The following is a 26,389-nucleotide window of genomic DNA, read 5'->3' on the forward strand; positions in this document are numbered from 1 at the left end:
CGGTTCAGGACGGTCGTAGGATGCCCTGCGCCCGCGCGGCCACCAGCCACTTCGGGAACTCGCCCACCAGACGGTCGTACAACTCGGCGTCGGACAGCTCTCGCGGGTCGGCGCCGGCGTGGAAGAACCCGGCGTTGTCGACGACCCGCCGGTCCGGTACGGCCAGGTCGTCGAGCCTGCGCAGGAAGTCGAACTGTTTGCTGTCGGGGTCGCCGAAGCCGATGAACTGCCAGAACATCGGCAGTTTCGCCGCCTTGCAGAGGTAGCGCTCCGCGGCGAGCTTGTTGACGGGGCCGCCGTCGGTCTGGAAGACGACCAGGGCGGGGTCGCTCGACCCGCTGTCGAGGTAGTGGTCGATGACGGCGTCCATCGCCAGGTGGTAGCTGGTCCTGCCCATGTGCCCGAGGCCGGCCACGATCCGTTCGACGCGGCCCCGGTGGTCGGCGAGCGCGATCTCGGTCACGGCGTCGACGTCCGTGGAGAAGAACACGGCCGGGACCCTTCCGTCGTCGTCGAGGTGGGCGGACAGTCCGAGGACCCGGTCGGCGAGCGTCTGGACGCTGCCGTCCCGGTAGTACGGCTTCATGGAACCGGAGTGGTCGACGACGAGGTAGACGGCCGCCCGCTGCCCGTCCAGGCCGTGCTTCACGAGCGAGACACCGGCACTCTTGTACAGGCTGACCAGCGCGGGCGCGGTCTCCTCCACCGTGCTGAGGCTGATCGCGGCCATGCGGACTCCCCCTGGGTCTCCGGAACTGCCGCCGAGATTACGTCACCCCGGCCCTGCTTCCCGGCCGCGGCCTCAGGGTTCGCTATTTTGTTCGCCGCCGTCCCCACCGGCTCATCATCCGTCCCGCCCCGTGAGGAGCCGTCCGTGGAGTCCGAAGCCGAGTCCGAAGCAACCGTCACCACCTGCTACCGCCACCGCGGGGTGGAGTCCCACGTCCGCTGCGTCCGCTGCGACCGGTACATCTGCCCGGACTGCATGCGCGAGGCGGCCGTGGGCCACCAGTGCGTGGAGTGCGTGAAGGAGGGGGCGCGGTCGGTGCGCCCGCCGCGGACGGCGTTCGGCGGCCGGATCACGGCGGCGCCCCTGGTGACGTACGTGCTGATCGGCCTCAACGTGCTCGCGTACGTGGGCGAGTTGGTGCGGCCGGCGATCGTGGACCGGTTCGGGATGCTGGGCGCCGGGCTCACCGGCCCGGACGGCGGTCACTACGTGTGGCAGCCGTCCTACCCGGCGGACTTCCGTGCCGAGGGGGTCGTGGACGGGGAGTGGTACCGGCTGCTGACGGGCGCGTTCCTGCATCTGCCGCCCACCGGGGGGACCTTCGGAATCCTGCACATCGTGATGAACATGGTGTCGCTGTGGAACCTGGGCCGGGTGGTGGAGGCCCAGCTCGGCCGCGTCCGTTTCCTCGCCCTGTACCTGCTGTCGGCGCTGGGCGGCTCGGTCCTGGTGCTGCTGCTCGCGCCGCAGACGCCCACGATCGGCGCGTCCGGTGCGATCTTCGGCCTGGGTGCCGCGTACTACGTGATGGCCCGCCGGCTCGGCGCCGACCTGAGCGCGGTCAACCGTTTCATGGCGAGCCTGCTGCTGTGGCTGCTGATCTCCGCCGGCCTCACCTCCTGGCAGGGCCACCTCGGCGGCCTGCTGGCGGGCGGGACGGTGTCGCTGGCGTACGCGTACGCGCCCCGCGGCCGCTGGCGCTCCCTGGTGCACGCGGGCGTGTGCGTGGGGGTGCTGGTGCTGCTGGCGGTCCTGGCGGCCGGGAAGGTGACGGCCCTGAACGGCTGAGCGGCCGGTCGTCCCCCGTCCACCGGCAGACTCCGGCCCACCAGCGCCGGCCGGTGAAGGAGTCCAGCGCGGCGCGCGGCTCGCCGTGCGGGTGGGCGGCGAGCCGCTGGTGACCTTCGACGACGCCGAACGGCCGTACACGGCGGGCCGGGTGGGGCCCACGGCGAGGACGCGGCCGTACGGTTCGAGGGTCTGCGGGCGGCGCGGGGAAGGTGAACGTGCGGCGGCGCCCGCCCCGTTGTCCGGTCGGGGACAGGGGCGAGCGCCGTCTGTGTTCCGTACGCCTTTGTACGGGACGTCCACCGAGGCGGGTGCCCCGGAAACCGTCAGACCATCAGTGAACGGTCCGTCGGACGGATGGGGGCCGGCAGTTCGCTGGCACCGGTCAGGAAACGGTCCACGCCGCGCGCCGCCGAGCGGCCCTCGGCGATCGCCCACACGATGAGCGACTGGCCGCGGCCGGCGTCACCGGCGACGTACACGCCCGGCACGCTGGTCTGGAAGTCGGCGTCGCGCGCGATGTTGCCGCGCTCGTCGAGCTCCAGGCCGAACTGGTCCACCAGGCCGTTGTCGCGGTCGGTGCCGGTGAAGCCCATGGCCAGGGTGACCAGCTGGGCGGGGATCTTGCGCTCCGTGCCCGGCTTCGGGGTCAGCCTGCCCTCGACGAACTCGACCTCGCTGAGGTGCAGCCACTGGACGTTGCCGTCCTCGTCGCCCTCGAAGTGGGTGGTCGAGACGGAGTACACCCGCTCGCCACCCTCCTCGTGCGCGCTGGTCACCTTGTAGAGCATCGGGAAGGTCGGCCAGGGCTGGGCGACCGGGTTCCGCTCCTCGCCCGGGCGGGGCATGATCTCCAGCTGCGTGACGGAGAGGGCGCCCTGACGGTGGGCGGTGCCCACGCAGTCGGCGCCGGTGTCGCCGCCGCCGATGACCACGACGTGCTTGCCCGCGGCCGAGATCGGGGGCGCCACGAAGTCACCCTCCTGCACCTTGTTGGCCAGCGGCAGGTACTCCATGGCCTGGTGGATGCCCTTGAGTTCGCGGCCGGGGACCGGGAGGTCACGGGCGGTCGTCGCGCCGGCGGCGATGACGATCGCGTCGTACCGCTTCTTCAGGTCGGTCGCCTTGAGGTCACGGCCGATCTCGATGCCCGTGCGGAAACGGGTGCCCTCCGCGCGCATCTGCTCGATACGGCGGTTGATGTGCCGCTTCTCCATCTTGAACTCGGGGATGCCGTACCGGAGGAGCCCGCCGATGCGGTCCGCGCGCTCGTAGACGGCGACGGTGTGACCGGCCCGCGTGAGCTGCTGGGCGGCGGCGAGACCCGCCGGGCCCGAGCCGATCACGGCGACGGTCTTGCCGGACAGGCGCTCGGGGGCCTGCGCGGCGACGTCACCGGTCTCCCACGCCTTGTCGATGATCGAGACCTCGACGTTCTTGATGGTGACCGGCGGCTGGTTGATGCCGAGCACACACGCCGACTCGCAGGGAGCGGGGCACAGCCGGCCGGTGAACTCCGGGAAGTTGTTCGTGGCGTGCAGGCGCTCGGAGGCGGCCGCCCAGTCCTCGCGGTAGGCGTAGTCGTTCCACTCGGGGATCAGGTTCCCGAGCGGACAGCCGTTGTGACAGAACGGGATGCCGCAGTCCATGCAGCGGCTGGCCTGCTTGCTGATGATCGGCAGCAGGGAGCCGGGGACGTAGACCTCGTTCCAGTCCTTGAGGCGCACGTCCACCGGGCGGGACCTGGCGACCTCGCGCCCGTGGTTGAGAAAGCCCTTGGGATCAGCCATTGGTCGCCGCCTCCATCATCTTCTCGGTGATCTCGGTCTCGGAGAGACCGGCTCGCTCGGCGGCGTCCTTGGCGGCGAGCACTGCCTTGTACGTGCGGGGGATGATCTTGCTGAAGCGCTCCACGGACACGGTCCACTCGGCGAGCAGCTTCCCGGCGACCGTCGAGCCGGTCTCCTCGGCGTGCCGGCGCACCACGTCGTGCAGCCACCGCTTGTCGGTGTCGTCCAGCTCCTCGACGGCGTCGGCGTTGCCGACGTTGACGTGGTCGCGGTTCAGGTCGATGACGTAGGCGACGCCACCGGACATGCCGGCCGCGAAGTTGCGGCCCGTCTCGCCGAGGACGACCGCGTGACCGCCGGTCATGTACTCGCAGCCGTGGTCGCCCACGCCCTCGGAGACGACCGTCGCGCCGGAGTTGCGGACGCAGAAGCGCTCGCCGCTACGGCCGCGCAGGAACAGCTCGCCGCCGGTGGCGCCGTAGGCGATGGTGTTGCCGGCGATCGTCGAGTACTCGGCGAGGTGGTCGGCGGCCCGGTCGGGGCGGACGATCACCCGCCCGCCGGAAAGGCCCTTGCCCACGTAGTCGTTGGCGTCGCCCTCCAGGCGCAGGGTGACACCGCGCGGCAGGAAGGCGCCGAAGGACTGTCCCGCGCTGCCGGTGAAGGTGATGTCGATGGTGTCGTCGGGCAGGCCCGCACCGCCGAACTTCTTCGTCACCTCGTGGCCGAGCATGGTGCCGACCGTGCGGTTGATGTTGCGGATGGCGACCTGGGCGCGCACCGGCTGGGCGTCGGCCTGCGAGTCCGCGGCGAGGGCGTCGGCGGCGAGCTTGATCAGCTCGTTGTCGAGCGCCTTCTCCAGGCCGTGGTCCTGCGAGACGACCCGGTGCAGGGCCGCGCCCTCGGGCAGCTCGGGCACGTGGAAGAGGGGGGCCAGGTTCAGGCCCTGCGCCTTCCAGTGGTTGACGGCGCGGGTCACGTCGAGGGCCTCGGCGTGGCCGACGGCCTCCTCGATGGTGCGGAAGCCCAGCTCGGCGAGGATCTCGCGGACCTCTTCGGCGATGAACCGGAAGAAGTTCACGATGTACTCGGCCTTGCCGGCGAACCTCTCGCGCAGCACCGGGTTCTGGGTGGCGATGCCGACCGGGCAGGTGTCCAGGTGGCAGACGCGCATCATGACGCAGCCGGAGACGACGAGCGGCGCGGTCGCGAAACCGAACTCCTCGGCGCCGAGCAGCGCGGCGATGACGACGTCCCGGCCGGTCTTGAGCTGGCCGTCGGTCTGGACGACGATCCGGTCGCGCAGGCCGTTGAGCAGCAGGGTCTGCTGGGTCTCGGCGAGACCGAGCTCCCAGGGGCCGCCCGCGTGCTTCAGCGAGGTGAGCGGGGAGGCGCCCGTGCCGCCGTCGTGGCCGGAGATGAGGACGACGTCCGCGTGCGCCTTGGAGACACCTGCGGCGACCGTGCCGACACCGACCTCGGAGACCAGCTTGACGTGGATGCGCGCCTGCGGGTTCGCGTTCTTGAGGTCGTGGATCAGCTGGGCGAGATCCTCGATGGAGTAGATGTCGTGGTGCGGCGGCGGGGAGATCAGACCGACACCGGGGGTGCTGTGCCGGGTCCTGGCGACCCACGGGTAGACCTTGTGGCCGGGCAGCTGGCCGCCCTCGCCGGGCTTGGCGCCCTGGGCCATCTTGATCTGGATGTCGTCCGCGTTGACCAGGTACTCGGAGGTCACACCGAAGCGGCCGGAGGCGACCTGCTTGATGCTGGAGCGGCGCGCCGGGTCGTACAGGCGGTCCGGGTCCTCGCCGCCCTCACCGGTGTTGGACTTGCCGCCCAGCTGGTTCATGGCGATGGCGAGGGTCTCGTGCGCCTCCTTGGAGATGGAGCCGTACGACATGGCGCCGGTGGAGAAGCGCTTGACGATCTCGCTGACCGGCTCGACCTCGTCCAGGGAGATCGGCTGACGGCCGTCGACGCCGGACTTGAAGCCGAACAGGCCGCGCAGCGTCATCAGTCGCTCGGACTGCTCGTTCACCCGGTCCGTGTACTTCTTGAAGATGTCGTAGCGGTTGGCGCGGGTCGAGTGCTGGAGGCGGAAGACCGTCTCCGGGTCGAACAGGTGCGGCTCGCCCTCGCGGCGCCACTGGTACTCGCCGCCTATGTCGAGGGCGCGGTGCGCGGGCGCGATGCCGCTGGCCGGGTACGCCTTCGCGTGGCGGGCGGCGACCTCCTTGGCGATGACGTCGATGCCGACGCCGCCGATCTTGGTGGCCGTGCCGCTGAAGTAGCGGGTGACGAACGCGTCGTCCAGGCCGACCGCCTCGAAGACCTGGGCGCCGCGGTAGGAGGCGACCGTCGAGATGCCCATCTTGGACATGACCTTCAGGACGCCCTTGCCGAGGGCGTAGATCAGGTTGCGGATGGCCTGTTCGGGCTCGATCCCGGGCAGGAAGGTGCCGGCGCGGACCAGGTCCTCCACCGACTCCATCGCCAGGTACGGGTTGACCGCGGCGGCGCCGAAGCCGATCAGCAGGGCCACGTGGTGGACCTCGCGCACGTCCCCGGCCTCGACCAGCAGGCCCACCTGGGTGCGCTGCTTGGTGCGGATGAGGTGGTGGTGGACGGCCGCGGTGAGCAGCAGGGAGGGGATCGGCGCGTGCTCGGCGTCGGAGTGGCGGTCCGACAGGACGATCAGCCGGGCGCCGTTGTCGATGGCGGCGTCGGCCTCCGCGCAGATCTCGTCGATGCGGGCGGCGAGGGCGTCGCCGCCGCCCGAGACGCGGTAGAGGCCCGAGAGGGTCGCCGCCTTGAAGCCCGGCATGTCGCCGTCGGCGTTGACGTGGATGAGCTTGGCGAGCTCGTCGTTGTCGATGACGGGGAACGGCAGGACGACGCTGCGGCAGGACGCGGCGGTCGGGTCGAGCAGGTTGCCCTGCGGGCCGAGCGAGGAGCGCAGCGAGGTGACGAGTTCCTCGCGGATGGCGTCCAGCGGCGGGTTGGTGACCTGCGCGAACAGCTGGGTGAAGTAGTCGAAGAGCAGCCGGGGGCGCTCGGACAGCGCGGCGATGGGCGAGTCCGTGCCCATCGAGCCGATCGGCTCCGCGGCGGTCTTGGCCATCGGCGCGACGAGGACGCGCAGCTCTTCCTCGGTGTAGCCGAAGGTCTGCTGGCGGCGGGTGACCGAGGCGTGGGTGTGGACGATGTGCTCACGCTCGGGCAGGTCGGAGAGCTCGATCTCGCCGGCCTCCAGCCACTCCGCGTAGGGCTTGTCGTCGGCGAGGCCGGCCTTGATCTCGTCGTCCTCGATGATGCGGTGCTCGGCGGTGTCGACGAGGAACATCCGGCCGGGCTGCAGCCGGCCCTTGCGGACGACCTTCGCGGGGTCGATGTCGAGGACGCCGACCTCGGAGCCGAGGACGACCAGGCCCTCGTCGGTGACCCAGTAGCGGCCAGGGCGCAGGCCGTTGCGGTCGAGCACGGCACCGACCTGGGTGCCGTCGGTGAAGGTGACGCAGGCCGGGCCGTCCCAGGGTTCCATCATCGTGGAGTGGAACTGGTAGAAGGCGCGGCGGGCCGACTCCATGGACGCGTGGTTCTCCCACGCCTCCGGGATCATCATCAGCACGGAGTGCGGCAGCGAACGGCCGCCCAGGTGCAGGAGTTCGAGCACCTCGTCGAAGGACGCCGAGTCGGAGGCGTCGGGCGTACAGATCGGGAAGATCCGCTCGATCTTCTCCTGGTCGCCGAACAGGTCGGACACGATCTGGGACTCGCGGGCCGCCATCCAGTTGCGGTTGCCCTTGACCGTGTTGATCTCGCCGTTGTGCGCGACGAAACGGTACGGGTGTGCGAGCGGCCAGGACGGGAAGGTGTTCGTCGAGAAACGCGAGTGGACGAGGGCGATGGCGGAGGCGAAGCGGCGGTCGGACAGGTCCGGGAAGAAGGGTTCGAGCTGGCCGGTGGTCAGCATGCCCTTGTAGACGATGGTCCGCGCGGACAGCGACGGGAAGTAGACCCCGGCCTCGCGCTCGGCGCGCTTGCGCAGCACGAACGCCTTGCGGTCGAGGGCGATGCCCGTGGCGGGCGTCGCGGCCGCGTCGGCGACGAAGATCTGGCGGAAGGCGGGCATCGTCGAGCGGGCGGTGGCGCCGAGCAGTCCGGGCGCGGTCGGGACCTCGCGCCAGCCGAGCACGGTGAGGCCCTCGTCAGCGGCGATCGTCTCGATGCGTGAGACGGGCGCGTCGGCGCCGTCCTGGGGAAGGAAGGCGATGCCGACGGCGTAGGCGCCGGCCGCGGGCAGCTCGAATTCGGCCACCTCGCGGAAGAAGGCGTCGGGCACCTGGGAGAGGATCCCGGCGCCGTCACCCGAGTCGGGCTCGGAACCGGTGGCACCGCGGTGCTCCAGGTTGCGCAGCACCGTGAGCGCCTGCTCGACCAGCGCGTGGCTCGCCTCGCCGGTGAGGGTGGCCACGAAGCCGACGCCGCAGGCGTCGTGCTCGTTGCGGGGGTCGTACATACCCTGCGCAGCAGGGCGAGCATCCATGAAGGACCACTTCTGGCCATTCCCGGAGTGCTGGGACGGCTGGCGCGGCGTACGCATCGGCTCTCCCGTCGTCGTCTCTGGCATATGCATGTGCCGAGGGACGACGTTGGCCCTCTGCGTGAGTGCAAAATTTCGTGCAGGTTACATGATGGAGCGGTTCTCGGGAACCGGATACTCCGTTCCAACATGCGGACACCGCGGGTGCGTGGCGGGGGTACCACGCCCGGCGGTGGAAGCTATGGGGACCGACAGGGACAGATCGATGTCCTTCGGACCGCGGGCAGGAAGGACGTCGTCGCCCGTCCCGCGGATGCGCGGCAGGCCTCATTGCCCACAGTGCTTACGGCTCATGCCCGGTGGTTAACCGTTCGAAACCCGCGAGTAACGGCTACTTATGCGGCCCTCCGCATAATTCCTGGCCGCGCTATCCTACGGCGGTTCCGAACAGACCGCCGAGGGCGTACGTCACACCGGCCGCCGCACCGCCGAGGGCGAGCTGCCGCAGCCCGCTGAACCACCAGCTGCGCGCGGTCACCCTGGCTACCACGGCGCCGCAGGCGAAGAGCCCGAACAGCGCCAGCAGCACCGCGGGCCACAGCGCGGTCGCGCCCAGCAGGTACGGCAGCACCGGGAGCAGCGCGCCCAGCGCGAAGGCGCCGAAGGAGGACACGGCCGCGACCAGCGGCGAGGGCAGGTCGCCCGGGTCGATGCCGAGCTCCTCGCGGGCGTGGATCTCCAGGGCCTGCTCCGGGTCCTGCGACAGCTGCCGGGCCACTTCGCGGGCGAGCGCGGGCTCCACGCCACGCGCCTGGTAGAGGGCGGCGAGTTCGGCCTCCTCGTCCTGGGGGTGCCTCTTCAGCTCCCGCCGCTCCACGTCCAGTTCGGCCTCGACCAGTTCACGCTGGGAGGCCACGGAGGTGTACTCGCCGGCGGCCATCGAGAAGGCGCCGGCGGCCAGGCCGGCGAGCCCGGTGATGACCAGGGTCTGGTGACCGACCGAACCGCCCGCGACACCGGTCATCAGGGCGAGGTTGGAGACCAGGCCGTCCATCGCGCCGAAGACGGCGGGGCGCAGCCAGCCGCCGGTCACGTCGCGGTGGGTGTGGTTGTCGCGGTGCGCCTCGTGCAGCGCGGCTTCGGTCTCGATGATGGCCATCCGGTCCCCCAGGAAAGCTTAGGCAAAGCTAAGTTTGGACGAGTTCTACTTTTTTACAACACACAACCTACGCCCCGTCATTCCTTCCCGCCAGCAAGGAAAGGCTCGGCTAACCTGCGGCTTTACCACCTGGCGCTCATCCGATGTAGAGCGCGCACAGATGTCGACCGGGTGAACCGGGGCGCGCGAGGCTGCGGCGAACACGGCACCGGGGACAGTTCCGCAAGGGGGTCCACACCCTTGAGACGCCTGCACAGGCGCCCTTGAGAGGAGACGCCGCGTATGGCATCGATCGCCTGCATTCCCTCCGGTTCCCCACTCGGGCCCCCCGGGAACGCCGCCGGCCTCCGCGAGCGGGCCCGCGGCGCGCTGCTGGGACTCGCCGTCGGAGACGCCCTCGGAGCACCGGCGGAGAACCTGAAGCCCTCCGAGATCCGCGCCCGCTGGGGCCGTATCACCGGGTACGTCGCCGAGCACCCCGCGGGCACCGACGACACCGAGTACGCGATCTTCTCCGGACTCCTGCTGGCCCGGCACGGCTCCGCGCTGACCACGGCCCACGTCGAGGCGGCCTGGCACGAGTGGATCGCCGACCGCGACGAGGGCCGCTTCCGGGGGGCGGGTTTCAGCGAGCGCGGCACGCTGGAGAACCTGCGCCGCGGCCTCGCCGCCCCCATCTCCGCCCAGCACCGGCACGCCTGGAGCGACGGCCTGGCCATGCGGGCCGCGCCCTTCGGCGTGTTCGCGGCCGGCCGCCCCGCCGAGGCGGCCCGGCTGGTGGCCATCGACGGCTCGGTGAGCCACGAGGGCGAGGGCATCTACGGCGGACAGGCGGTCGCCGCGGGTGTCGCGGCGGCCATGGCGGGCGCCCCGACCGTGGCGGTCGTGGCCTCGGCCCTCGCGGTCGTCCCCGACGACTCGTGGACGGCCCGCTCACTGCGCCGGGCCGTGGCGGTCGCCCACCTCGGCGAACGCGCGGTCCGCTCCGCCGTCGTCATCGGCGGCTACCCCTGGACCGACCTGGCCCCCGAGGCCGTCGCCCTCGCCTTCGGCGCGTACGCCGCCGCCGACGGCGACTTCCGGGAGGCCGTCCTGAGCGCGGTGAACATGGGCCGCGACGCCGACACCACGGCGGCGGTGGCGGGCGCCCTGGCCGGCGCGACGCAGGGCTTCTCGGCGATCCCCGCGGACTGGGCCGCCGCCATCGGCCCGACCCGCGGCAGCTGCCTGCCCTCCATGACCGGCCACCACATCCTGGACGTCGCCGAACTCCTCACGCCCGACGAGAGCGCCAAGTGGGGCGCGAACACGACCACCCCCGACGCCGTACGGCGTGAGCGTCCCGAACGGCACGAGGAACGCGTACGGCGGGAGGAACTCGTACGGCGGGACGCGTGGCCGCCGCCCGACCCGGCCGCCTATGTACTGACCGCGGACGACGCCGAGGCGCAGCCGTGACGCGCCGCGTCGAGGGGCTCCTGCTGGGGCTCGCGGCGGGCGACGCGGCCGGCTGGCCCGCCGCACGGCACCGGGCCGCGCGGATGCCCGAGTGGACCCGCCGCCTCACCCGGGAACTGGACACCTTCGCGGAGCAGAACGCGACGACCACGCTGCCCGTGCCCATCGCGCTGAACCAGCCGCCCGAACCACTGCGCCTCGGTCCCTCCGACGACGCCGAGTGGGCGGTGTTCTCCGCCGAGGCCCTGCTGCTGGCCGGCAACGACTGCGTCCTCGGAGACCTGAGCCGCGAGCGCAGGACCCGCGCCGCGATCGACCTGACCTGGAACGCCCTGGCCAGCGAGGTGGCCGCGGCGGCCGAACGCGCCCCCGAGATCGAGTCGGCGGTGCTGCCGATGCGCGCCCGCATCTCGGTCCGCGCCGGTCTCGGCAACCTCGCCACCGGCCTGCGCCCGCCCGCCACCGGCCACGACAACCCGCACTACTTCGACGACGCGGCCTGCGTACGGGCCTGCGTGCTCGCCGTCGCGCACCCGGGCGACCCCCGACTCGCCGCCGAACTGGCCGAGTTCGACGCCCGCTACACCCAGGACGGCGACGGGGTGCACGGCGCGCGTGCGATGGCCGCCGCACTCGCCCGCGCCCTCGCCGGGGCACAGGTGGAGGAGTGCGTGGCGGCGGCCCTCACCGAGCTGCCCGAGGGGACGGAGATCGGGCGCAACGCCCGCGAGGCCCTGAAGCTGGCGCTCGACGCGGACAGCGCCTTCGCCGCGGTCCCCCTGCTGGAACACACCATCGTCGACCACGTCTACAGCTACGGAATCGCCGCCGCCGAGACGGTCCCGGTCGCCCTGGCCCTGGCCGTCGCGGCCGGCGGCCGGATCGCGGAGGCGGTCCCCGCGGCCGCCTGTCTGTCCCGGGTCGCGGACTCCGCCCCGGCGCTGGCGGGCGCCCTGACCGGCGCGCTCGGCGGCGGCGAGTCGATCCCCGCGTCCTGGCGGGACACCTGCCGCACCCTCTCGGGCTGCGCACTCCCCCGGCTCACCGGAACGGACCTGGTGGAACTCGCCGGACTCCTGGAAGCCACACAACCGGCCACACCAGGAGGATGATTCCGGCCATGACGCTCAAAAGCGAAGAAACCCGGGCGGACAGCCTGGAGGAGCGGATCACCGGAGCGCTCGTCGGAGCCGCCGTCGGCGACGCGCTGGGCGGTCCCGTCGAGGGCTACTCCCCCGAGCAGATCCTGGAACGGCACGGCGGTCGTGTGCACGGCGTGGTCGGCCCCTGGAACGGCGACGCCTGGCGCACCGCGCGGCCCGTCGCGCCGTACCACAAGGGCGACGGCCACGTCACCGACGACACCCTGATGACGCACGCGCTGGTACGGGTGTACGCCCGGGTCCGCGACCACCTGGACGCGTACGCGATCGCCGACCACCTGGTCCCGGACCTGATGACCACACCCCGCTGGATCCCCGAGCTGGAGTCGGAGGCGCTCCCGCTGCACCGGATCTTCCTGGCGGAGAAGTGGCTGGTGGCCCGGCTCCACTACGGGCACGCCGACCCCCGCGAGGCCGGCGTCGGCAACATCGTCAACTGCGGTGCGGCGATGTACATGGCGCCGGTCGGCCTGGTCAACGCGGCCCATCCGGCGGGCGCGTACGCCGAGGCACTGGACGTCGCCGGCGCGCACCAGTCCTCGTACGGCCGTGAGGCGGCGGCCGTGTTCGCGGCGGCGGTGGCCGCGGCGAGCGCGCCCGGCGCCACCCCCGACGCGGTGGTGACCGCGTGTCTGTCACTGGCGAAGGACGGCACCCGGACGGCGGTCGAGAAGGTCTGCGAAGTGGCAGGCCGGTACACGGACTTCGAGTCGGCGCTCGCGCCGCTGCGGCAGGCGGTGGCCCCCTACGACACGGTGGGCCCCGACTACCGCGCGCCCTCCCTGGCCGCCCGCCGCCCCTCCCGCCTGCACACCATCGAGGAACTCCCGGTGGCGCTCGGCATGTTGCTGGTCGCGCGCGGCGACTACCGGCACGCGGTGCTGGGCGCGGTCAACTACGGCCGCGACTGCGACTCGATCGCCACGATGGCGGGCGCGCTCGCGGGCGCCCTGGGCTCACCGGTCCCGAAGGAGTGGGCCACGACGGTCGCGGACGCCAGCCGGCTGGACCTGTGGCAGCCGGCCAGGACACTCACCGAGGTGACCCGCGAGGTCTTCACCCGTGACACGAGCCGCCGCCGCGCCCACGAGGCGGCGTTCACCGCACTCGGCGGCCCGCGGCCGGCGGACCCCGCGACGGGAGGCACGCGATGCTCCGACTGACCTGGGTACAGCCGGAGGACCTGCTGGGCCACGAGCTGCGGCAGGCGGCACTGGACGGCCGTGAACACTCGGCGGTCGCGGCGCGCTGGCGGGCGGCCGGCGGCGGCGGCGAGGCCCCGCTGCGGGCGGGCGCGTCACCGCACCCGGTGTCCCGGTACCTGCGGCTGCTCGCGGAGGACCTGCTCGACGAACTGGGCGACCTGCCCAGCGGGTCGACGGACGGTGAGCCGACGGACCTGCCGGCGATCAGGGCCCTGTGCCCCGACTGGCCGGCACCGCCCGCCGGGCCGCCCGCCTCTCCCACCGCGCCGCGCCTGGAGGCCGCCTGGCTGGGCCGCGCGGTCGGCTGCCTGCTGGGCAAACCCGTCGAGAAGCTCCCCCTGGAGGGCATCCGCCGACTCGCCGCGGCCACCGGCAACTGGCCCCTGAACACGTACTTCACGGCCCGCGGGGTGCCACCCCGGCTGCTCGGCGAGTACCCGTGGAACCGCCGTTCCGCGTCCACCTCCCTCGCCGAGAACATCGACGGCATGCCGGAGGACGACGACCTCAACTACCCGCTGGTGAACCTGCTCCTGCTGCAACGCCACGGCCGGGACTTCCGCACCGAGGACGTGGCGGAGGTCTGGCTCGGTCAACTCCCCGCCGGCCGCACGTTCACCGCCGAACGTGTCGCCTACCGCAACCTGCTGTGCGGCCTGGAGCCGCCGCACACGGCCCGCCACCGCAACCCGTTCCGGGAATGGATCGGCGCCCTGATCCGCGCCGACATCCACGGCTGGACCAACCCCGGCGACCCGGCTGCCGCCGCGGAACAGGCCCACCGGGACGCCACTCTCACGCACACCGGCAGCGGTGTGCACGCGGCGATGTTCACGGCGGCCGTGATCGCCGCCGCCACCACCGGAACGAACGACGTCCACGCGTGCCTGCGCACCGGCCTGACCGTCGTACCGCCCGCCTCCCGGCTCGCCCGGGCCGTCCGCCACGCCGTCCGGACCGCCGCGGCCCACGAGGACTTCGACGCCGTGGTCGACGCGCTGCACGCCACCTACGCGGCCACCCACCACTGGGTCCACGCCGTCCCCAACACCGCGCTCATCGCCGCCGCCCTCACCCACGCGGACGGTGACTTCACCGGCTCCGTCTGCCGTGCCGTGTCCGGCGGCTGGGACACCGACTCCAACGGCGCCACCGCCGGAAGCGTCGCCGGTCTCCTCGCCGGCGCCCCCTCCGCCCTGCCCGACCGGTGGACGGCGCCCCTCAAGAACCGCCTGTCGACCAGCGTCGGCGACTTCGACGGCGTCGGCTTCGACACGCTGGCCCACCTCACCCACGCCCTCGTCCCGCTGGAGGCACCCCGCCCATGACGCACACCGCCGTGCCCGGCAGCACGCACCCGCACCTGGTCGCCGCGCGGTGCCCCGCGTGACCCGCCGACCCCCCGGCCGGCCGCCGCTGACCGGCCTCCGCGTCCTCGACCTCGCCACCCTCTTCGCCGGCCCGCTCTGCGCCACCCTGCTCGGCGACTTCGGCGCCGAGGTCATCAAGGTCGAGCACCCCAGGCAGCCGGACCCCTCCCGCGGCCACGGCCCCTCGAAGGACGGGGTGGGTCTGTGGTGGAAACTGCTGGGCCGCAACAAGCGCACCATCACCCTCGACCTGTCGACCCGGGGCGGCCGGGCGACCCTGCTGCGGCTGGCGGCGACGGCCGACGTGATCGTCGAGAACTTCCGGCCGGGCACGCTGGAGAAATGGGACCTGGGCTGGCCGGAGCTCTCCGCCGTCAACCCGCGCCTGGTCCTCGCCCGGGTCACCGGCTTCGGCCAGTTCGGCCCGTACGCGCACCGCCCCGGGTTCGGCACCCTGGCGGAGGCGATGAGCGGCTTCGCCGCGATCACCGGGGAACCGGACGCGCCCCCGACCCTCCCGCCGTTCGGCCTGGCCGACTCCATCGCGGGCATCACCACGGCCTACGCCGTCATGACGGCCCTCACCGCCCGTGAACACACCGGTGAGGGCCAGGTCGTCGACATGGCGATCATCGAGCCGATCCTGACCGTCCTCGGCCCGCAGCCCACCTGGTACGACCAGCTCGGCCACGTCCAGCCCCGCACCGGCAACCGCTCCCAGAACAACGCCCCGCGCAACACCTACCGGACCGCCGACGGCGGCTGGGTGGCGGTGTCCACGTCCGCCCAGTCGGTGGCGGAACGCGTGATGCACCTGGTGGGCCGCCCCGAGCTGGTCGACGCACCCTGGTTCGGGACGGGCGCCGAACGGGCCGCCCACAGCGACATCCTGGACGAGGCGGTCGGCACCTGGATCGCCCGGCGCACCCGGGAGGAGGTCCTCTCGGCCTTCGAGAAGGCGGAGGCCGCGGTGGCCCCGATCCAGGACGTGCGGGAGGTCATGACGGACCCTCAGTACCAGGCCCTCGACACCGTCACCACCGTCGAAGACCCCGAACTGGGCCCGCTGCGCATGCAGAACGTCCTCTTCCGGCTCTCCGCGACACCGGGCGCGATCCGCTGGGCGGGCCGCCCGCACGGCGCGGACACCGACGCGGTCCTGACCGAACTCGGCCTGACCGCCTCCGACCTGGCCGCCCTGCGCACCGAGGGAGCGCTGTGACCCGGCACCCGCTCACCGGCCCCCCGCGGGCCGACACCGCGCACCCGACGACACCCGCCGCCCCACAACCCACCCCGTGCACCCGGCCCCGCGCTACGACCCCCACCGACACGTCCACGACTCCGCCCGGCCCGCCCCCGCCACCGAACACCCCACGCGAGCACCCGGCCGGCGTCACCGCACACCCGACGGCACGGCCCCGGCAGCACCCGGCCACACCCGCCGGGCCGGCCCCCCTCCGCGCACCGGGAGCCACATGACCCCCGCTGCCCTGACCTGGCTGTACGCACCGGGCGACCGGCCGGCCCTGGCCGTCAAGGCGCTCGGCGCCGGCGCGGACGTCGTCGTCATCGACCTGGAGGACGCCGTCGCCCCCGACCGGAAGGAGTACGCGCGCGCGGCCACCGCCGAACTCCTCGCCCAGCCGCAGCCCGTCCCGGTCCACGTGCGGGTGAACGCGCTGGACGGTCCGCTGGGGGCCGGCGACCTGACGGCGATGGCCGGCCTCCCGGGGGTGTCCGGGCTTCGCCTGCCGAAGGTGACGACAGCCGGGCAGATCCTCCGCGTCGCGCGCGCCACCGCCGGTGCCGCCGACGGGACACCCCCGCTGTACGCCCTCGTCGAATCGGCCCTGGGCGTCGAACACGCCTACGCGATCGCCTCCGCCCACCCTGCTCTGCGGGGCATCGCGCTCGGCGAGGCCGACCTGCGGGCCGACCTGGGCGTACGGGAGGAGACGGGACTCGACTGGGCCCGTTCCCGGATCGTCGTGGCGGCCAGGGCGGCCGGTCTGGCCCCGCCGTCCCAGTCGGTCCATCCCGACATCCGTGACCTGGCGGGCCTCGCCGCGTCCTGCGCGCACGGCCGCGCCCTGGGCTTCCTCGGCCGGGCCGCCATCCACCCGTGCCAGCTCCCCGTCATCGAGCGGTCCTACCTGCCCACGGAGCGGGAGATCGAGCAGGCGGAGTCGATCGTGAAGGCCGCGACGCGCGACCAGGGCGCCCATGCGCTGCCGGACGGGCGCTTCGTCGACGCGGCGGTGGTCGCCGCGGCCCGGCGGACACTGTCCCTGGCCCGCAGACGCTGAGGCCGCGGACGTCGCCGCGGCTGCCGGAGGGTGTTCACACCGATGGGGGCGCCCGGGATTCCTCTCCCGGGCGCCCCCATCGGTGTGAACGTGCCGTCAGCTCTTCTTCGCCGACCCGGCCTCGTCCCTGGCCTCTTCGCCGGTGTGCTCCGCTTCCTCCGCGGGTGCCTCCGCGTCGGTGCCCGGCAGCGGGTCCTTCCGCCGGTCCGGGGCCTTGGACCGGGACCGGGCACCGGAGGCGGGATCGGCGCCGGACTCGGCCGTGTCCTTGGCCGTGTCCTTCGTCGCGCCCCTGACCTGGTCCCGGTCCTCGTCCTTGTCCTCGTCCTCGGCCTCCGCCTCGTCCCCGGCCTCCGCTCCGGGCTCCGTGTCGCCGTCAGGAGCACCCGGCTCCACGACGACTTCGCGGCCCGGGCGCTTCTTCGCGGACAGCACGATGTACGTCACCGCGAGGACGAACACGATCAGCGCGGTCCAGTCGTTGAGCCGCAGGCCGAGGATGTGGTGGGCGTCGTCGACGCGCAGGTACTCGATCCACGCGCGGCCCACGCAGTAGGCGGCGACGTACAGCGCGAACGCCCGCCCGTGGCCCAGCCTGAAGCGGCGGTCGGCCCAGATGACGAGCAGCGCGACACCCACGCACCACAGGGACTCGTACAGGAACGTCGGGTGGTAGGTGCCCGGCACCCGGCCGTCCGTCGAGGAGGTGATCTTCAGCGCCCACGGCAGATCGGTGGGCTTCCCGTACAGCTCCTGGTTGAACCAGTTGCCCCAGCGGCCGATGGCCTGCGCGAGGGCGATACCGGGGGCGAGGGCGTCGGCCCACGCGGGCAGCGGGATGCCCCGGCGCCGGCAGCCGATCCAGGCGCCGAGTCCACCGAGCGCGATCGCGCCCCAGATGCCGAGACCGCCCTCCCACACCTTGAAGGCGTCCACCCAGTCGCGGCCCGCGCTGAAGTACAGCTCGTAGTCCGTGATCACGTGGTAGAGCCGGCCGCCGACGAGGCCGAAGGGCACGGCCCAGACAGCGATGTCGGCCACCGTGCCGGCCCGTCCGCCGCGGGCGATCCAGCGCTTGTTGCCGAGCCAGACCGCGACGAAGACACCGATGATGATGCAGAACGCGTAGCCGCGCAGCGGAATGGGGCCGAGATACAGCACCCCGCGCGAAGGGCTGGGAATGAAGGAAAGGTCCATGGCAGGGTCGACGCTACCCTGCCGGGCGGGGCACACGGCAAGCCACCCGGCTACGGGTCCATAACGGGGGAACGGTGGAACCGCTCACCCCTTGGCGGCCTCCTGCACCTGCTGCTTCAGCTTCGCCGGGGTCATGGTCCGGTCCTGGTAGATGTTCCTGCCGTCGAGCAGGACCGTCGGGGTGCCGCTGAACCCGCCCGCCTGGAAGGCCTGGTGGGACTTGGCCACCCAGCTGTTGTGCGTGCCGCCCGCCACGCAGCGGCGGAACACCGGCGTGAGCAGGCCGTCGACCTTGCCCGCGAGGTCGAGGAGCTTGCTGTTGTGCGCGAAGGCGTCGTCGGTCTCCTTCGGCTGGTTCTCGTACAGCACGTCGTGGAAGGCGGGGAACTTCCCGGCGTCCTGTGCGCAGGCCGCGGCGTTGGCCGCGTTGCGGGAGCCGGTGCCGCCCATGTTGCCGTCGATGAGGGTCGCCAGGTGGTACTCGACCTTCAGCTGTCCGGCGTCCGTCAGTTCGTGGATCACCGGGCGGTACGCGGTCTCGAATGCCTGGCAGGCCGGGCAGCGGAAGTCCTCCCAGACGGTCAGCGTCGACCTGGCGCTCTCCTTGCCGACCGGGATCGCGAGGGCGTCCTTGCCCTTGGCCCCCGACGGTGCCACGGCGGGGCCCGCCGAGTCACTGCCGTCGTCCTTGCCGGAGTTGGCGGCGATCACGCCGATCACCGCCGCCAGTCCGAGGACTGCGACGACGCTCACGCCGATGATCAGTCCGCGCCGCCGTTTCTGCGCGGACTTCTGCTTCTCACGCTCGACCGCCAGCCGCTCACGGGCGGTGCGCTTTCCCTCACGGTTCTTCTCGCTCACACCCCGCAGAACGAACCGGGGAGGCGCAGCGCGCCTCCCCGGCCCCAGGTCCACCCGTTCGAGTGACCGCCCGCCGTCGTCCCGCGATGCCGGGCGACGGCCACCCGTGGGCGCCCTGTTCTCCTGCCTGTTTCCGCCCGCCGTCAGACCTGGCCGCGGACGCCCTTCGCGAGGTCGCCGGCGAGGGCGCGGACCGCCTCGATCCCCGCCGCGTGGTCCGGGGCGTCCAGCATCCGCTTCACGAAGGCCGAGCCGACGATCACGCCGTCGGCGAAGCCGGCGACCTCGGCGGCCTGCGCCGCGTCGGACACGCCGAGTCCGACGCAGACCGGCAGCGCGGGGTTCGTGGCCCGGGTGCGCTCCACCAGGTCCTGGGCCTGCGCGCCGACCGACGCGCGGGTGCCGGTGACGCCCATCAGCGAGGCGGCGTACACGAAGCCGCTGCCCGCCGCGGTGATCCGGGCGAGCCGCTCGTCCTTGCTGCTGGGCGCGACCACGAAGACCGTGGCGAGCCCGTGCTTGTCGGCGTGTTCCCGCCACAGCGCCGACTCCTGGACGGGCAGGTCGGGCAGGATGCAGCCGGCCCCGCCCGCCTCGGCCAGTTCGGCGGTGAACCGCTCGACGCCGTAGCGGTCGACCGGGTTCCAGTACGTCATCACGAGCACCGGCTTGCCGGTGGCGTCGAACGCCTCGCGGACCGTGCGCAGCACGTCGGCGATCCTGACCCCGCCGCGCAGGGCGATGTCGTCGGCGGTCTGGATGACCGGGCCGTCCAGGACGGGGTCGCTGTGCGGCAGCCCCACCTCGACGACGTCGGCGCCGCCGTCGAAGACGGCCTTGATCGCCTCGATGCCGCCGTCCACGGTCGGGAAGCCGGCCGGGAGGTAGGCGATGAGGGCGGAGCGTTCCTCCGCCCTGGCGGCGGCGAGGGTGTCGCTCAGCAGCCGGATGTTCCCGCTCACTTGGCGTCTCCCTCGATCTCGGCGATGTCGCCGTCCGCGTCGGCGGCGACCTCGGCGTCGGTGTCGTACAGCCCGAAGTAGCGGGCGGCGGTGTCCATGTCCTTGTCGCCGCGGCCGGACAGGTTGACCACGATCAGCCCGTCCCCGCCCAGCTCCCTGCCGACTTCGAGGGCGCCGGCCAGCGCGTGGGCGCTCTCGATGGCCGGGATGATGCCCTCGGTGCGCGACAGCAGGCGCAGGGCCTGCATGGCCGCGTCGTCGGTGACCGCGCGGTACTCGGCGCGGCCGGTGTCCTTGAGGTAGGAGTGCTCGGGTCCGATGCCGGGGTAGTCCAGGCCGGCCGAGATGGAGTACGGCTCGGTGATCTGGCCCTCGTCGTCCTGCAGGACGTAGGAACGGGAGCCGTGCAGGATGCCGGGCTCGCCCGCGGTCAGGGTGGCCGCGTGCTCGCCGGTCTCGACCCCGTGTCCGGCGGGCTCGCAGCCGATCAGGCGTACGCCGGAGTCCGGGATGAACGCGTGGAAGAGGCCGATGGCGTTGGAGCCGCCGCCGACGCAGGCGACGGCGGCGTCGGGCAGCCGGCCGGCGCGCTCCAGCAGCTGGCGGCGCGCCTCGACGCCGATGACGCGGTGGAAGTCGCGCACCATGGCCGGGAACGGGTGCGGTCCGGCCACCGTGCCGAAGAGGTAGTGGGTGCGGTCGACGTTGGCGACCCAGTCGCGGAACGCCTCGTTGATCGCGTCCTTGAGGGTGCGGCTGCCGGACTTCACGGCGACGACCTCGGCGCCGAGCATGCGCATCCGGGCCACGTTGAGCGCCTGGCGCCGCGTGTCGATCTCGCCCATGTAGATGGTGCACTCGAGGCCGAACAGGGCGCAGGCGGTGGCGGTGGCGACGCCGTGCTGGCCGGCGCCGGTCTCCGCGATGACGCGCGTCTTGCCCATCCGCCGGGTGAGGAGGGCCTGGCCGAGCACGTTGTTGATCTTGTGGGAGCCGGTGTGGTTGAGGTCCTCGCGCTTGAGGAACACCCGGGCGCCACCGGCGTGTTCGGCGAACCTCGGCACCTCGGTGAGGCTGCTGGGGCGGCCGGTGTAGTGGACGAGCAGGTCGTCGAGCTCGCGGGCGAACTCGGGGTCCGACTTGGCCTTGTCGTACTCGACGGCGACCTCGTCCACGGCGGCGACGAGCGCCTCCGGGATGAACTTGCCGCCGAACGCGCCGAAGTAGCCCTCGGCGCTGGGCACCCGGCCCTCGGGGTCGGGAAGGAAGAACTCGCTGGGCATGCGGAAACCTCACGGTGAGTGTGTGGAAGAACAGTCGCCGTGGGGGCGGGGGTGCTCAGCCGGCGACGGGCCGGCCGGGACTGTCGGTCGCGTGGTTCCCCGCGCCCCCCGGGGAACGCCATCGCATGCCGTTGACCTGGCCCGGCTCGTCACCGATGACGTACCGCACGCGTCGCCCGTGCACCCGCCGCGCGGGTGCCCGGCAGCCGCGCGGACGGCAGCCGCGGGCGAGACGGGCATAGGGGTCCCTGGTCGTCATGGTGATCGAGAACATCGCGGGCGACTCTACCGGCGTGCCGCCGCTCGTGTCGCCGTCCGAGTCCCGGCCGGCGGCCGGCCGCGGGCACCCTGCCGCGCCGCCCGGGCCGGAGCCCGGACGGTCGGCGAGGAGGGCCCGGCCGGCGAGGGGCACCGGTCAGCCCCGGCCGTGCCGCAGTGCGGGGTGTTCGCCCGCCGCCACCAGGTCGGCGACCGCGGACTTGGGGTCGCGGCCGGTGACGAGGGACTCGCCGACCAGGACGGCGTCGGCGCCGGCGTTGGCGTAGGCGATGAGGTCGTGCGGCCCGCGGACCCCGGACTCGGCGATCTTGACGAGGTGGGCGGGGATCTCGGGGGCCAGCCGCTCGAACGTCGTGCGGTCGACCTCGAGGGTCTTGAGGTTACGCGCGTTGACACCGATGATCTTGGCGCCGGCGTCCATCGCGCGGTCGACCTCGTCCTCGTCGTGGACCTCGACGATCGGCGTGAGCCCGATGGACTCGGCGCGCTCGATCAGGCTCTCCAGCGCGGGCTGGTCGAGGGCGGCGACGATGAGCAGCGCGAGGTCGGCGCCGTAGGCCCGGGCCTCCCACAGCTGGTACGAGGTGACGATGAAGTCCTTGCGCAGCACGGGAATGTCCACGCGTGCGCGGACCGCCTCCAGGTCCGCCAGCGAGCCGCCGAAGCGGCGCTGCTCGGTGAGCACGGAGATGACGGCCGCGCCGCCGGCCTCGTAGTCCGCGGCGAGCCGGGCGGGGTCGGCGATGGCGGCCAGCGCACCCTTGGACGGGCTGGAACGCTTGACCTCGCAGATGACCTTGACGCCCTCGCCGCGCAGCGCGGCGACCCCGTCCTTGGCCGCGGGAGCCTTCGCCGCGCGCTCCTTGAGCTCGTCGAGGCTGACGCGCGCCTGCCGTTCCGCGAGGTCGGCACGGACGCCGTCGATGATCTCGTCGAGCACACTCACGCGAGAGGCCCCCTTCCAGACGGTTGACTGTTAAAGCGGTTGCCTTCCGGCCACCGGCCACCTCGTCGAATCGAACCGATGACGAAACCCGATGGTCACTTGCGATGGTATCCGCAGGAAGGCGAAGCCCTCACATCCGGTTGACGCCGGTCCCACCACCTGGACGTTCGTGAGTTGATCAAGGGTGCAGCCGGCCGCCGAACGGCAGGTTCCGGACAACGGTGAAGACCAGCAGCAACGCGCCGAGGCTCCACAGGTGCACGGGGCCGAGTTCGATCCGCGGCGGCCGGCCGCGCAGCGAGCGGACCACCCAGACGGTCCACACCACCGCGAAGACGGCGTAGCCCGCGACGGCCAGGGCGTTGTCCGTGAGGGCCCCCGCGAGGTCGCCGTGCACCAGGGCGTGAGCACCGCGCAGGCCGCCGCAGCCGGGGCAGTAGATCCCGGTGAAGCGCAGCAGGGGGCAGGCCGGGTAGTGGCCGGGCTGGTTGGGGTCCACGGTCCCCACGTAGGCGAAGGCCCCGGCGACGGCCGCGAGGATGCCCGCGGGCACGGCCAGCCGTTCCGCCACGGCCCGGACGCCGGCCGTCGTCCCGCCCGGGACGGCACTCCGCGCGCCGGACGGCGGCGCGGTCCGGCCGTCGGCGCCCACGCTCTCGCTGTCGGCGTTCACGCTGGCATTGTGCCCCGCCGGACCGCCCCGCGCGCGTGAAGGGGCGGCAGCGGGGGCGGCTGGCGGCGCCGGCCTGCACCGGACCCGCCCGCGCGCGTGAAGGGCGGCCCGGCACGCCTGCCGGACCGCGCGCGTGAAGGGACGGCTGGCGGTGTCGACTCGCACCTGGTCCGCCCGCGCGCGTGAAAGGGCGGCCCGGCACGCCTGCCGGACCGCCCCTGACACCTGCCGCTACGGCTTCTCAGCCCTCGGCGCCCGCGGGCTCACGCTGGCCGGCGCCCTGGTGCACCGGGTGGGTCTCCTTCGGCATGCCCATGCCCATCGCGCGCATGATGCCGCCGACGACACCGCCGAGGACCACGATCGCCATGCCCGCCCAGAAACCCGCCGGGGACGCCATCACCATGAAGGCGCCCGCGACGCAGAAGCCGATGAAGGCGATGATGACACCGGTCCAGGCGGCCGGGGTGTGACCGTGGCTGCTGCCCGCCATGACTTGCTCCTCGTTGCTGTGTACGTGTCTGAGCCGGACGCTCGTGCTCATTGTCCCGCACCCGGGCGGGGGGCGGTGTCCGGGGGGTACGGGACTCCGCTACGGCGACTCCGCCACGGCGGCGTCCCCCGGGCCGTGTCCGAGGCGCCCCGCCGGGGGACGCCGGCGGCGGGAACCGCCCGGGACGCCTAGGCGCCGGTGGGGTCCTCGCCGCGGTCGAGCGCCTTCCACATGTCCTCGGGCCGGTCGGGATGCACGGCGGGCGCCCGGCGCCGCGGCCGGGGCGCGCCGGAGCGCTCGTAGCGGCCCGACATCGCGGGCCACAGCCGGCCGTAGCGCAGCGCGAGCAGCCCGGCGAGCAGGATCAGCACGCCGCCGACGACCGCGACGTAGGGCCAGGCGGTGTGGGTGAGCGCGTCGACGGTGGCCGAGGTGTCCCCGGACGCCTTCGCGGCCTTGTCGTCCAGGGCGCTGCTGTCGGAGACGCCGAGCAGGGCCGCGGCGACGATGCCCGCGCCGGAGAGCGCGAGCAGACCGGCGACCAGGAAACGGCCCGCCCTGCGGACGGCGAAGACGGCGACGAGCGCGGCGAGGCCCACTATGGCGAGGGCCGCGGGAACGCCCGAGACGTCGCTGCCGCTGGCGGTCAGCGGAAAGTCACCGCCGGCCACCGTGGCGGTGCCCCGCGCCCACTGCTGGCGGGTGGCCAGCAGCGCCACGGCCGCGCCGAGCGCTCCGCTCAGCAGGGCGACGGCGAGACTTCGGCGGCCGGCCTGGGCGGGCGCGGCTTCGGAACGAGGGTGCGGTACGGCAGTCACGAGTCCACTATCGCCTGAACCCCGGGCGAACCGGCACCCGGGGTTCACGTGATAAGCGCCCCACTGTTCGAACGGTGGACGCTCTACCCGCCCAGCCGGTTGGCCGTGTGGACCGCGCGGAGCACCGCGGCCGCCTTGTTGCGGCACTCGGTGTCCTCGGCGACCGGGTCGGAGTCGGCGACGATGCCGGCGCCCGCCTGGACGTAGGCGGTGCCGTCCCGGAGCAGGGCGGTGCGGATGGCGATGGCGGTGTCGGAGTCGCCCGCGAAGTCGAGATAGCCGACGCAGCCGCCGTACAACCCCCGCCGGGACGGCTCCAGTTCGTCGATGATCTGCATCGCGCGGGGCTTGGGGGCGCCGGACAGGGTGCCCGCCGGGAAGCAGGCGGTGAGCACGTCGAAGGCGGTACGGCCGTGCGCGACCCGGCCCGTCACCGTCGACACGATGTGCATGACGTGGGAGTACCGCTCGACGGACATGAAGTCGACGACCTCGACCGAGCCGGGCTCGCAGACCCGTCCGAGGTCGTTGCGGCCGAGGTCGACGAGCATCAGGTGCTCGGCGCGCTCCTTGGGGTCGGCGAGCAGTTCGTCGGCCAGGGCCTGGTCCTCCTGCGGGGTCGCCCCGCGGTGCCGGGTGCCGGCGATGGGGTGGACCATCGCCCGTCCGTCCTCGACCTTGACCAGGGCCTCCGGCGACGAGCCGACGACGTCGAAGCCCTCGAAGCGGAACAGGTACATGTACGGCGAGGGGTTGGTCGCCCTGAGGACGCGGTAGACGTCCAGCGCGCTCGCCGTGCACGGCGTCTCGAAGCGCTGCGACGGTACGACCTGGAACGCCTCCCCCGCGCGGATGCGCTCCTTGACGTCCTCGACGGCCGCCTGGAAGTCGGCACCGCCCCACAGGGCCGTGTACGGAGGCAGTTCGGAGGGCGGGAGTACGGCGGGCGGCTGGGTGACCGGGCGGGACAGGTCCGCCTCCATGGCGTCGAGCCGGGCCACCGCGTCGGCGTACGCCTCGTCCACGCCCGTGTCGAGGTCGTTGTGGTTGATCGCGTTGGCGATCAGCAGGACCGAGCCCTCCCAGTGGTCCATGACGGCGAGGTCGCTGGTCAGCAGCATGGTCAGCTCGGGGAGCCGCAGGTCGTCGCGTTCGCCGGGGCCGATCTTCTCCAGGCGGCGCACGATGTCGTAGCCGAGGTAGCCGACCATGCCGCCGGTGAACGGCGGCAGGCCCTCCTGGTGGGGGGTGTGCAGGGTCTCGATGGTGGCGCGCAGGGCGGCGAGCGGGTCACCGTCGACCGGGACGCCGACGGGCGGGGTGCCGAGCCAGTGCGCCTGGCCGTCGCGTGCGGTGAGGGTGGCCGCCGAGCGGACGCCCACGAAGGAGTAGCGGGACCAGGTACGGCCGTTCTCCGCGGACTCCAGCAGGAAGGTGCCGGGGCGCTCGGCGGCGAGCTTGCGGTACAGCCCGACCGGGGTGTCGCCGTCGGCGAGGAGCTTGCGGGTGACGGGGACGACCCGTCGGTCGCCGGCCAGCTTGCGGAACGTGTCGAGATCCATGGCGGCTGACCCTACTGATCCGCGGCCGGTGCGCCGGAACCGGCGTCCTTGAGCAGCACGTCGGCGTCGAAGCAGGTCCGGTCCCCGGTGTGGCAGGCGGCGCCCACCTGGTCGACGCGCACGAGCACGGTGTCGGCGTCGCAGTCCAGCGCGACGGACTTGACGTGCTGGACGTGGCCGGAGGTGTCGCCCTTCACCCAGTACTCCTGACGGCTGCGCGACCAGTAGGTGCAGCGGCCGGTCGTCAGGGTGCGGTGCAGCGCCTCGTCGTCCATCCAGCCGAGCATGAGCACCTCACCGGTGTCGTACTGCTGGGCGATGGCGGGGACGAGCCCGTCGGCGCTGCGCCTGAGGCGCGCGGCGATCTCGGGGTGGAGGCTGCTGGGTTTGGGCGTGCTGGTCATGGGTGCCATTGTGCCGCGCGCCACCGACACTCCCGCGGAACCGTCCACCGGTTGGAAGTGGCCCCGCGACGCCCCCGCGCGGCGCGTCGTCCGCGCGACGGGTGGGCGTGGCG

Annotated in this window: 22 protein-coding genes; 7 read left to right on the plus strand and 15 right to left on the minus strand. The window is 72.9% G+C overall.

Going from position 1 to position 26,389, the window contains the following annotated elements:
- Positions 1 to 4 precede the first annotated feature (4 nt).
- The gene (locus tag AC07AZ_RS19685; RefSeq protein ID WP_478849361.1) at positions 5 to 730 is read right to left on the minus strand and encodes a vWA domain-containing protein; all 726 of its coding nucleotides are present in this window, start codon (positions 728 to 730) and stop codon (positions 5 to 7) included.
- A 144-nt stretch (positions 731 to 874) separates the two neighbouring features.
- Between AC07AZ_RS19685 and AC07AZ_RS19690 the strand changes: the two genes are divergently transcribed.
- Complete coding sequence (locus AC07AZ_RS19690) at positions 875 to 1,798, plus strand: rhomboid family intramembrane serine protease (protein WP_478849363.1); 924 nt, start codon at positions 875 to 877, stop codon at positions 1,796 to 1,798.
- 326 nt (positions 1,799 to 2,124) lie between these two features.
- Here the strand turns inward: AC07AZ_RS19690 and AC07AZ_RS19695 are convergent, their stop codons facing one another.
- From AC07AZ_RS19695 to AC07AZ_RS19705, 3 genes are all read right to left on the minus strand, one after another.
- A complete protein-coding gene (locus AC07AZ_RS19695) occupies positions 2,125 to 3,588 on the minus strand; it encodes a glutamate synthase subunit beta (RefSeq protein WP_478849365.1) in 1,464 nt (487 codons plus the stop codon).
- Complete coding sequence (gene gltB, locus AC07AZ_RS19700) at positions 3,581 to 8,194, minus strand: glutamate synthase large subunit (protein ID WP_478849367.1); 4,614 nt, start codon at positions 8,192 to 8,194, stop codon at positions 3,581 to 3,583. Before gltB ends, AC07AZ_RS19695 begins: the two co-directional genes overlap by 8 nt.
- A 367-nt stretch (positions 8,195 to 8,561) precedes the next feature.
- Complete coding sequence (locus AC07AZ_RS19705) at positions 8,562 to 9,293, minus strand: VIT1/CCC1 transporter family protein (protein ID WP_478849369.1); 732 nt, start codon at positions 9,291 to 9,293, stop codon at positions 8,562 to 8,564.
- A gap of 282 nt (positions 9,294 to 9,575) precedes the next feature.
- Between AC07AZ_RS19705 and AC07AZ_RS19710 the strand changes: the two genes are divergently transcribed.
- The 6 genes from AC07AZ_RS19710 (at position 9,576) to AC07AZ_RS19735 (ending at position 16,798) form a co-directional block, all read left to right on the plus strand.
- Positions 9,576 to 10,751 carry an ADP-ribosylglycohydrolase family protein gene (locus AC07AZ_RS19710; RefSeq protein WP_478849371.1) on the plus strand — a complete coding sequence of 392 codons (1,176 nt, stop codon included), beginning with the start codon at positions 9,576 to 9,578 and terminating at the stop codon, positions 10,749 to 10,751.
- Entirely contained in the window at positions 10,748 to 11,863 is a 1,116-nt protein-coding gene (locus AC07AZ_RS19715; RefSeq protein ID WP_478849373.1) for an ADP-ribosylglycohydrolase family protein, read from the plus strand. The genes AC07AZ_RS19710 and AC07AZ_RS19715 overlap by 4 nt, the downstream gene beginning before the upstream one ends.
- An 8-nt stretch (positions 11,864 to 11,871) precedes the next feature.
- Positions 11,872 to 13,077 (plus strand): ADP-ribosylglycohydrolase family protein, encoded by a 1,206-nt coding sequence (locus AC07AZ_RS19720; RefSeq protein ID WP_478849375.1) that lies wholly within the window; start codon positions 11,872 to 11,874, stop codon positions 13,075 to 13,077.
- Positions 13,065 to 14,447: an ADP-ribosylglycohydrolase family protein gene (locus AC07AZ_RS19725; RefSeq protein ID WP_478849377.1), complete on the plus strand. Its 1,383-nt coding sequence runs from the start codon at positions 13,065 to 13,067 to the stop codon at positions 14,445 to 14,447. The genes AC07AZ_RS19720 and AC07AZ_RS19725 overlap by 13 nt, the downstream gene beginning before the upstream one ends.
- A 49-nt stretch (positions 14,448 to 14,496) precedes the next feature.
- Complete coding sequence (locus AC07AZ_RS19730; RefSeq protein ID WP_478849379.1) at positions 14,497 to 15,711, plus strand: CaiB/BaiF CoA transferase family protein; 1,215 nt, start codon at positions 14,497 to 14,499, stop codon at positions 15,709 to 15,711.
- A 256-nt stretch (positions 15,712 to 15,967) separates the two neighbouring features.
- Positions 15,968 to 16,798 (plus strand): HpcH/HpaI aldolase/citrate lyase family protein, encoded by an 831-nt coding sequence (locus AC07AZ_RS19735; protein ID WP_478849381.1) that lies wholly within the window; start codon positions 15,968 to 15,970, stop codon positions 16,796 to 16,798.
- 96 nt (positions 16,799 to 16,894) lie between these two features.
- Here AC07AZ_RS19735 and lgt read toward each other — a convergent pair whose 3' ends face one another.
- The 11 genes from lgt to hisI all read right to left on the minus strand — a co-directional run bounded on the left by lgt (position 16,895) and on the right by hisI (position 26,276).
- Positions 16,895 to 17,995, minus strand: coding sequence for a prolipoprotein diacylglyceryl transferase (lgt, locus tag AC07AZ_RS19740; protein WP_478849383.1), 1,101 nt, complete (start codon positions 17,993 to 17,995; stop codon positions 16,895 to 16,897).
- An 84-nt stretch (positions 17,996 to 18,079) separates the two neighbouring features.
- Positions 18,080 to 18,856, minus strand: a complete 777-nt coding sequence (locus AC07AZ_RS19745; protein ID WP_478849385.1) for a DsbA family protein — start codon at positions 18,854 to 18,856, stop codon at positions 18,080 to 18,082.
- Positions 18,857 to 18,999: 143 nt separating this feature from the next.
- Positions 19,000 to 19,818, minus strand: a complete 819-nt coding sequence (trpA, locus tag AC07AZ_RS19750) for a tryptophan synthase subunit alpha (protein WP_478849387.1) — start codon at positions 19,816 to 19,818, stop codon at positions 19,000 to 19,002.
- On the minus strand, positions 19,815 to 21,101 hold the full coding sequence (gene trpB, locus AC07AZ_RS19755) for a tryptophan synthase subunit beta (RefSeq protein ID WP_478849389.1): 1,287 nt from the start codon (positions 21,099 to 21,101) through the stop codon (positions 19,815 to 19,817). Before trpB ends, trpA begins: the two co-directional genes overlap by 4 nt.
- 55 nt (positions 21,102 to 21,156) lie before the next feature.
- Complete coding sequence (trpM, locus tag AC07AZ_RS19760; RefSeq protein WP_478849391.1) at positions 21,157 to 21,375, minus strand: tryptophan biosynthesis modulator TrpM; 219 nt, start codon at positions 21,373 to 21,375, stop codon at positions 21,157 to 21,159.
- A 141-nt stretch (positions 21,376 to 21,516) separates the two neighbouring features.
- On the minus strand, positions 21,517 to 22,326 hold the full coding sequence (gene trpC / locus AC07AZ_RS19765) for an indole-3-glycerol phosphate synthase TrpC (RefSeq protein WP_478849392.1): 810 nt from the start codon (positions 22,324 to 22,326) through the stop codon (positions 21,517 to 21,519).
- A gap of 178 nt (positions 22,327 to 22,504) precedes the next feature.
- Positions 22,505 to 22,897, minus strand: a complete 393-nt coding sequence (locus AC07AZ_RS19770) for a DUF2752 domain-containing protein (protein WP_478849555.1) — start codon at positions 22,895 to 22,897, stop codon at positions 22,505 to 22,507.
- A 343-nt stretch (positions 22,898 to 23,240) separates the two neighbouring features.
- Complete coding sequence (locus AC07AZ_RS19775) at positions 23,241 to 23,492, minus strand: HGxxPAAW family protein (RefSeq protein ID WP_356041622.1); 252 nt, start codon at positions 23,490 to 23,492, stop codon at positions 23,241 to 23,243.
- Between the two features lie 188 nt (positions 23,493 to 23,680).
- Positions 23,681 to 24,310: a TIGR02234 family membrane protein gene (locus tag AC07AZ_RS19780; protein WP_478849394.1), complete on the minus strand. Its 630-nt coding sequence runs from the start codon at positions 24,308 to 24,310 to the stop codon at positions 23,681 to 23,683.
- Between the two features lie 83 nt (positions 24,311 to 24,393).
- Entirely contained in the window at positions 24,394 to 25,872 is a 1,479-nt protein-coding gene (locus tag AC07AZ_RS19785; RefSeq protein WP_478849396.1) for an anthranilate synthase component I, read from the minus strand.
- A gap of 11 nt (positions 25,873 to 25,883) precedes the next feature.
- Complete coding sequence (gene hisI / locus AC07AZ_RS19790; protein ID WP_478849398.1) at positions 25,884 to 26,276, minus strand: phosphoribosyl-AMP cyclohydrolase; 393 nt, start codon at positions 26,274 to 26,276, stop codon at positions 25,884 to 25,886.
- Between the last annotated feature and the right edge of the window lie 113 nt (positions 26,277 to 26,389).

Source organism: Streptomyces sp. NPDC043878, assembly GCF_056435735.1.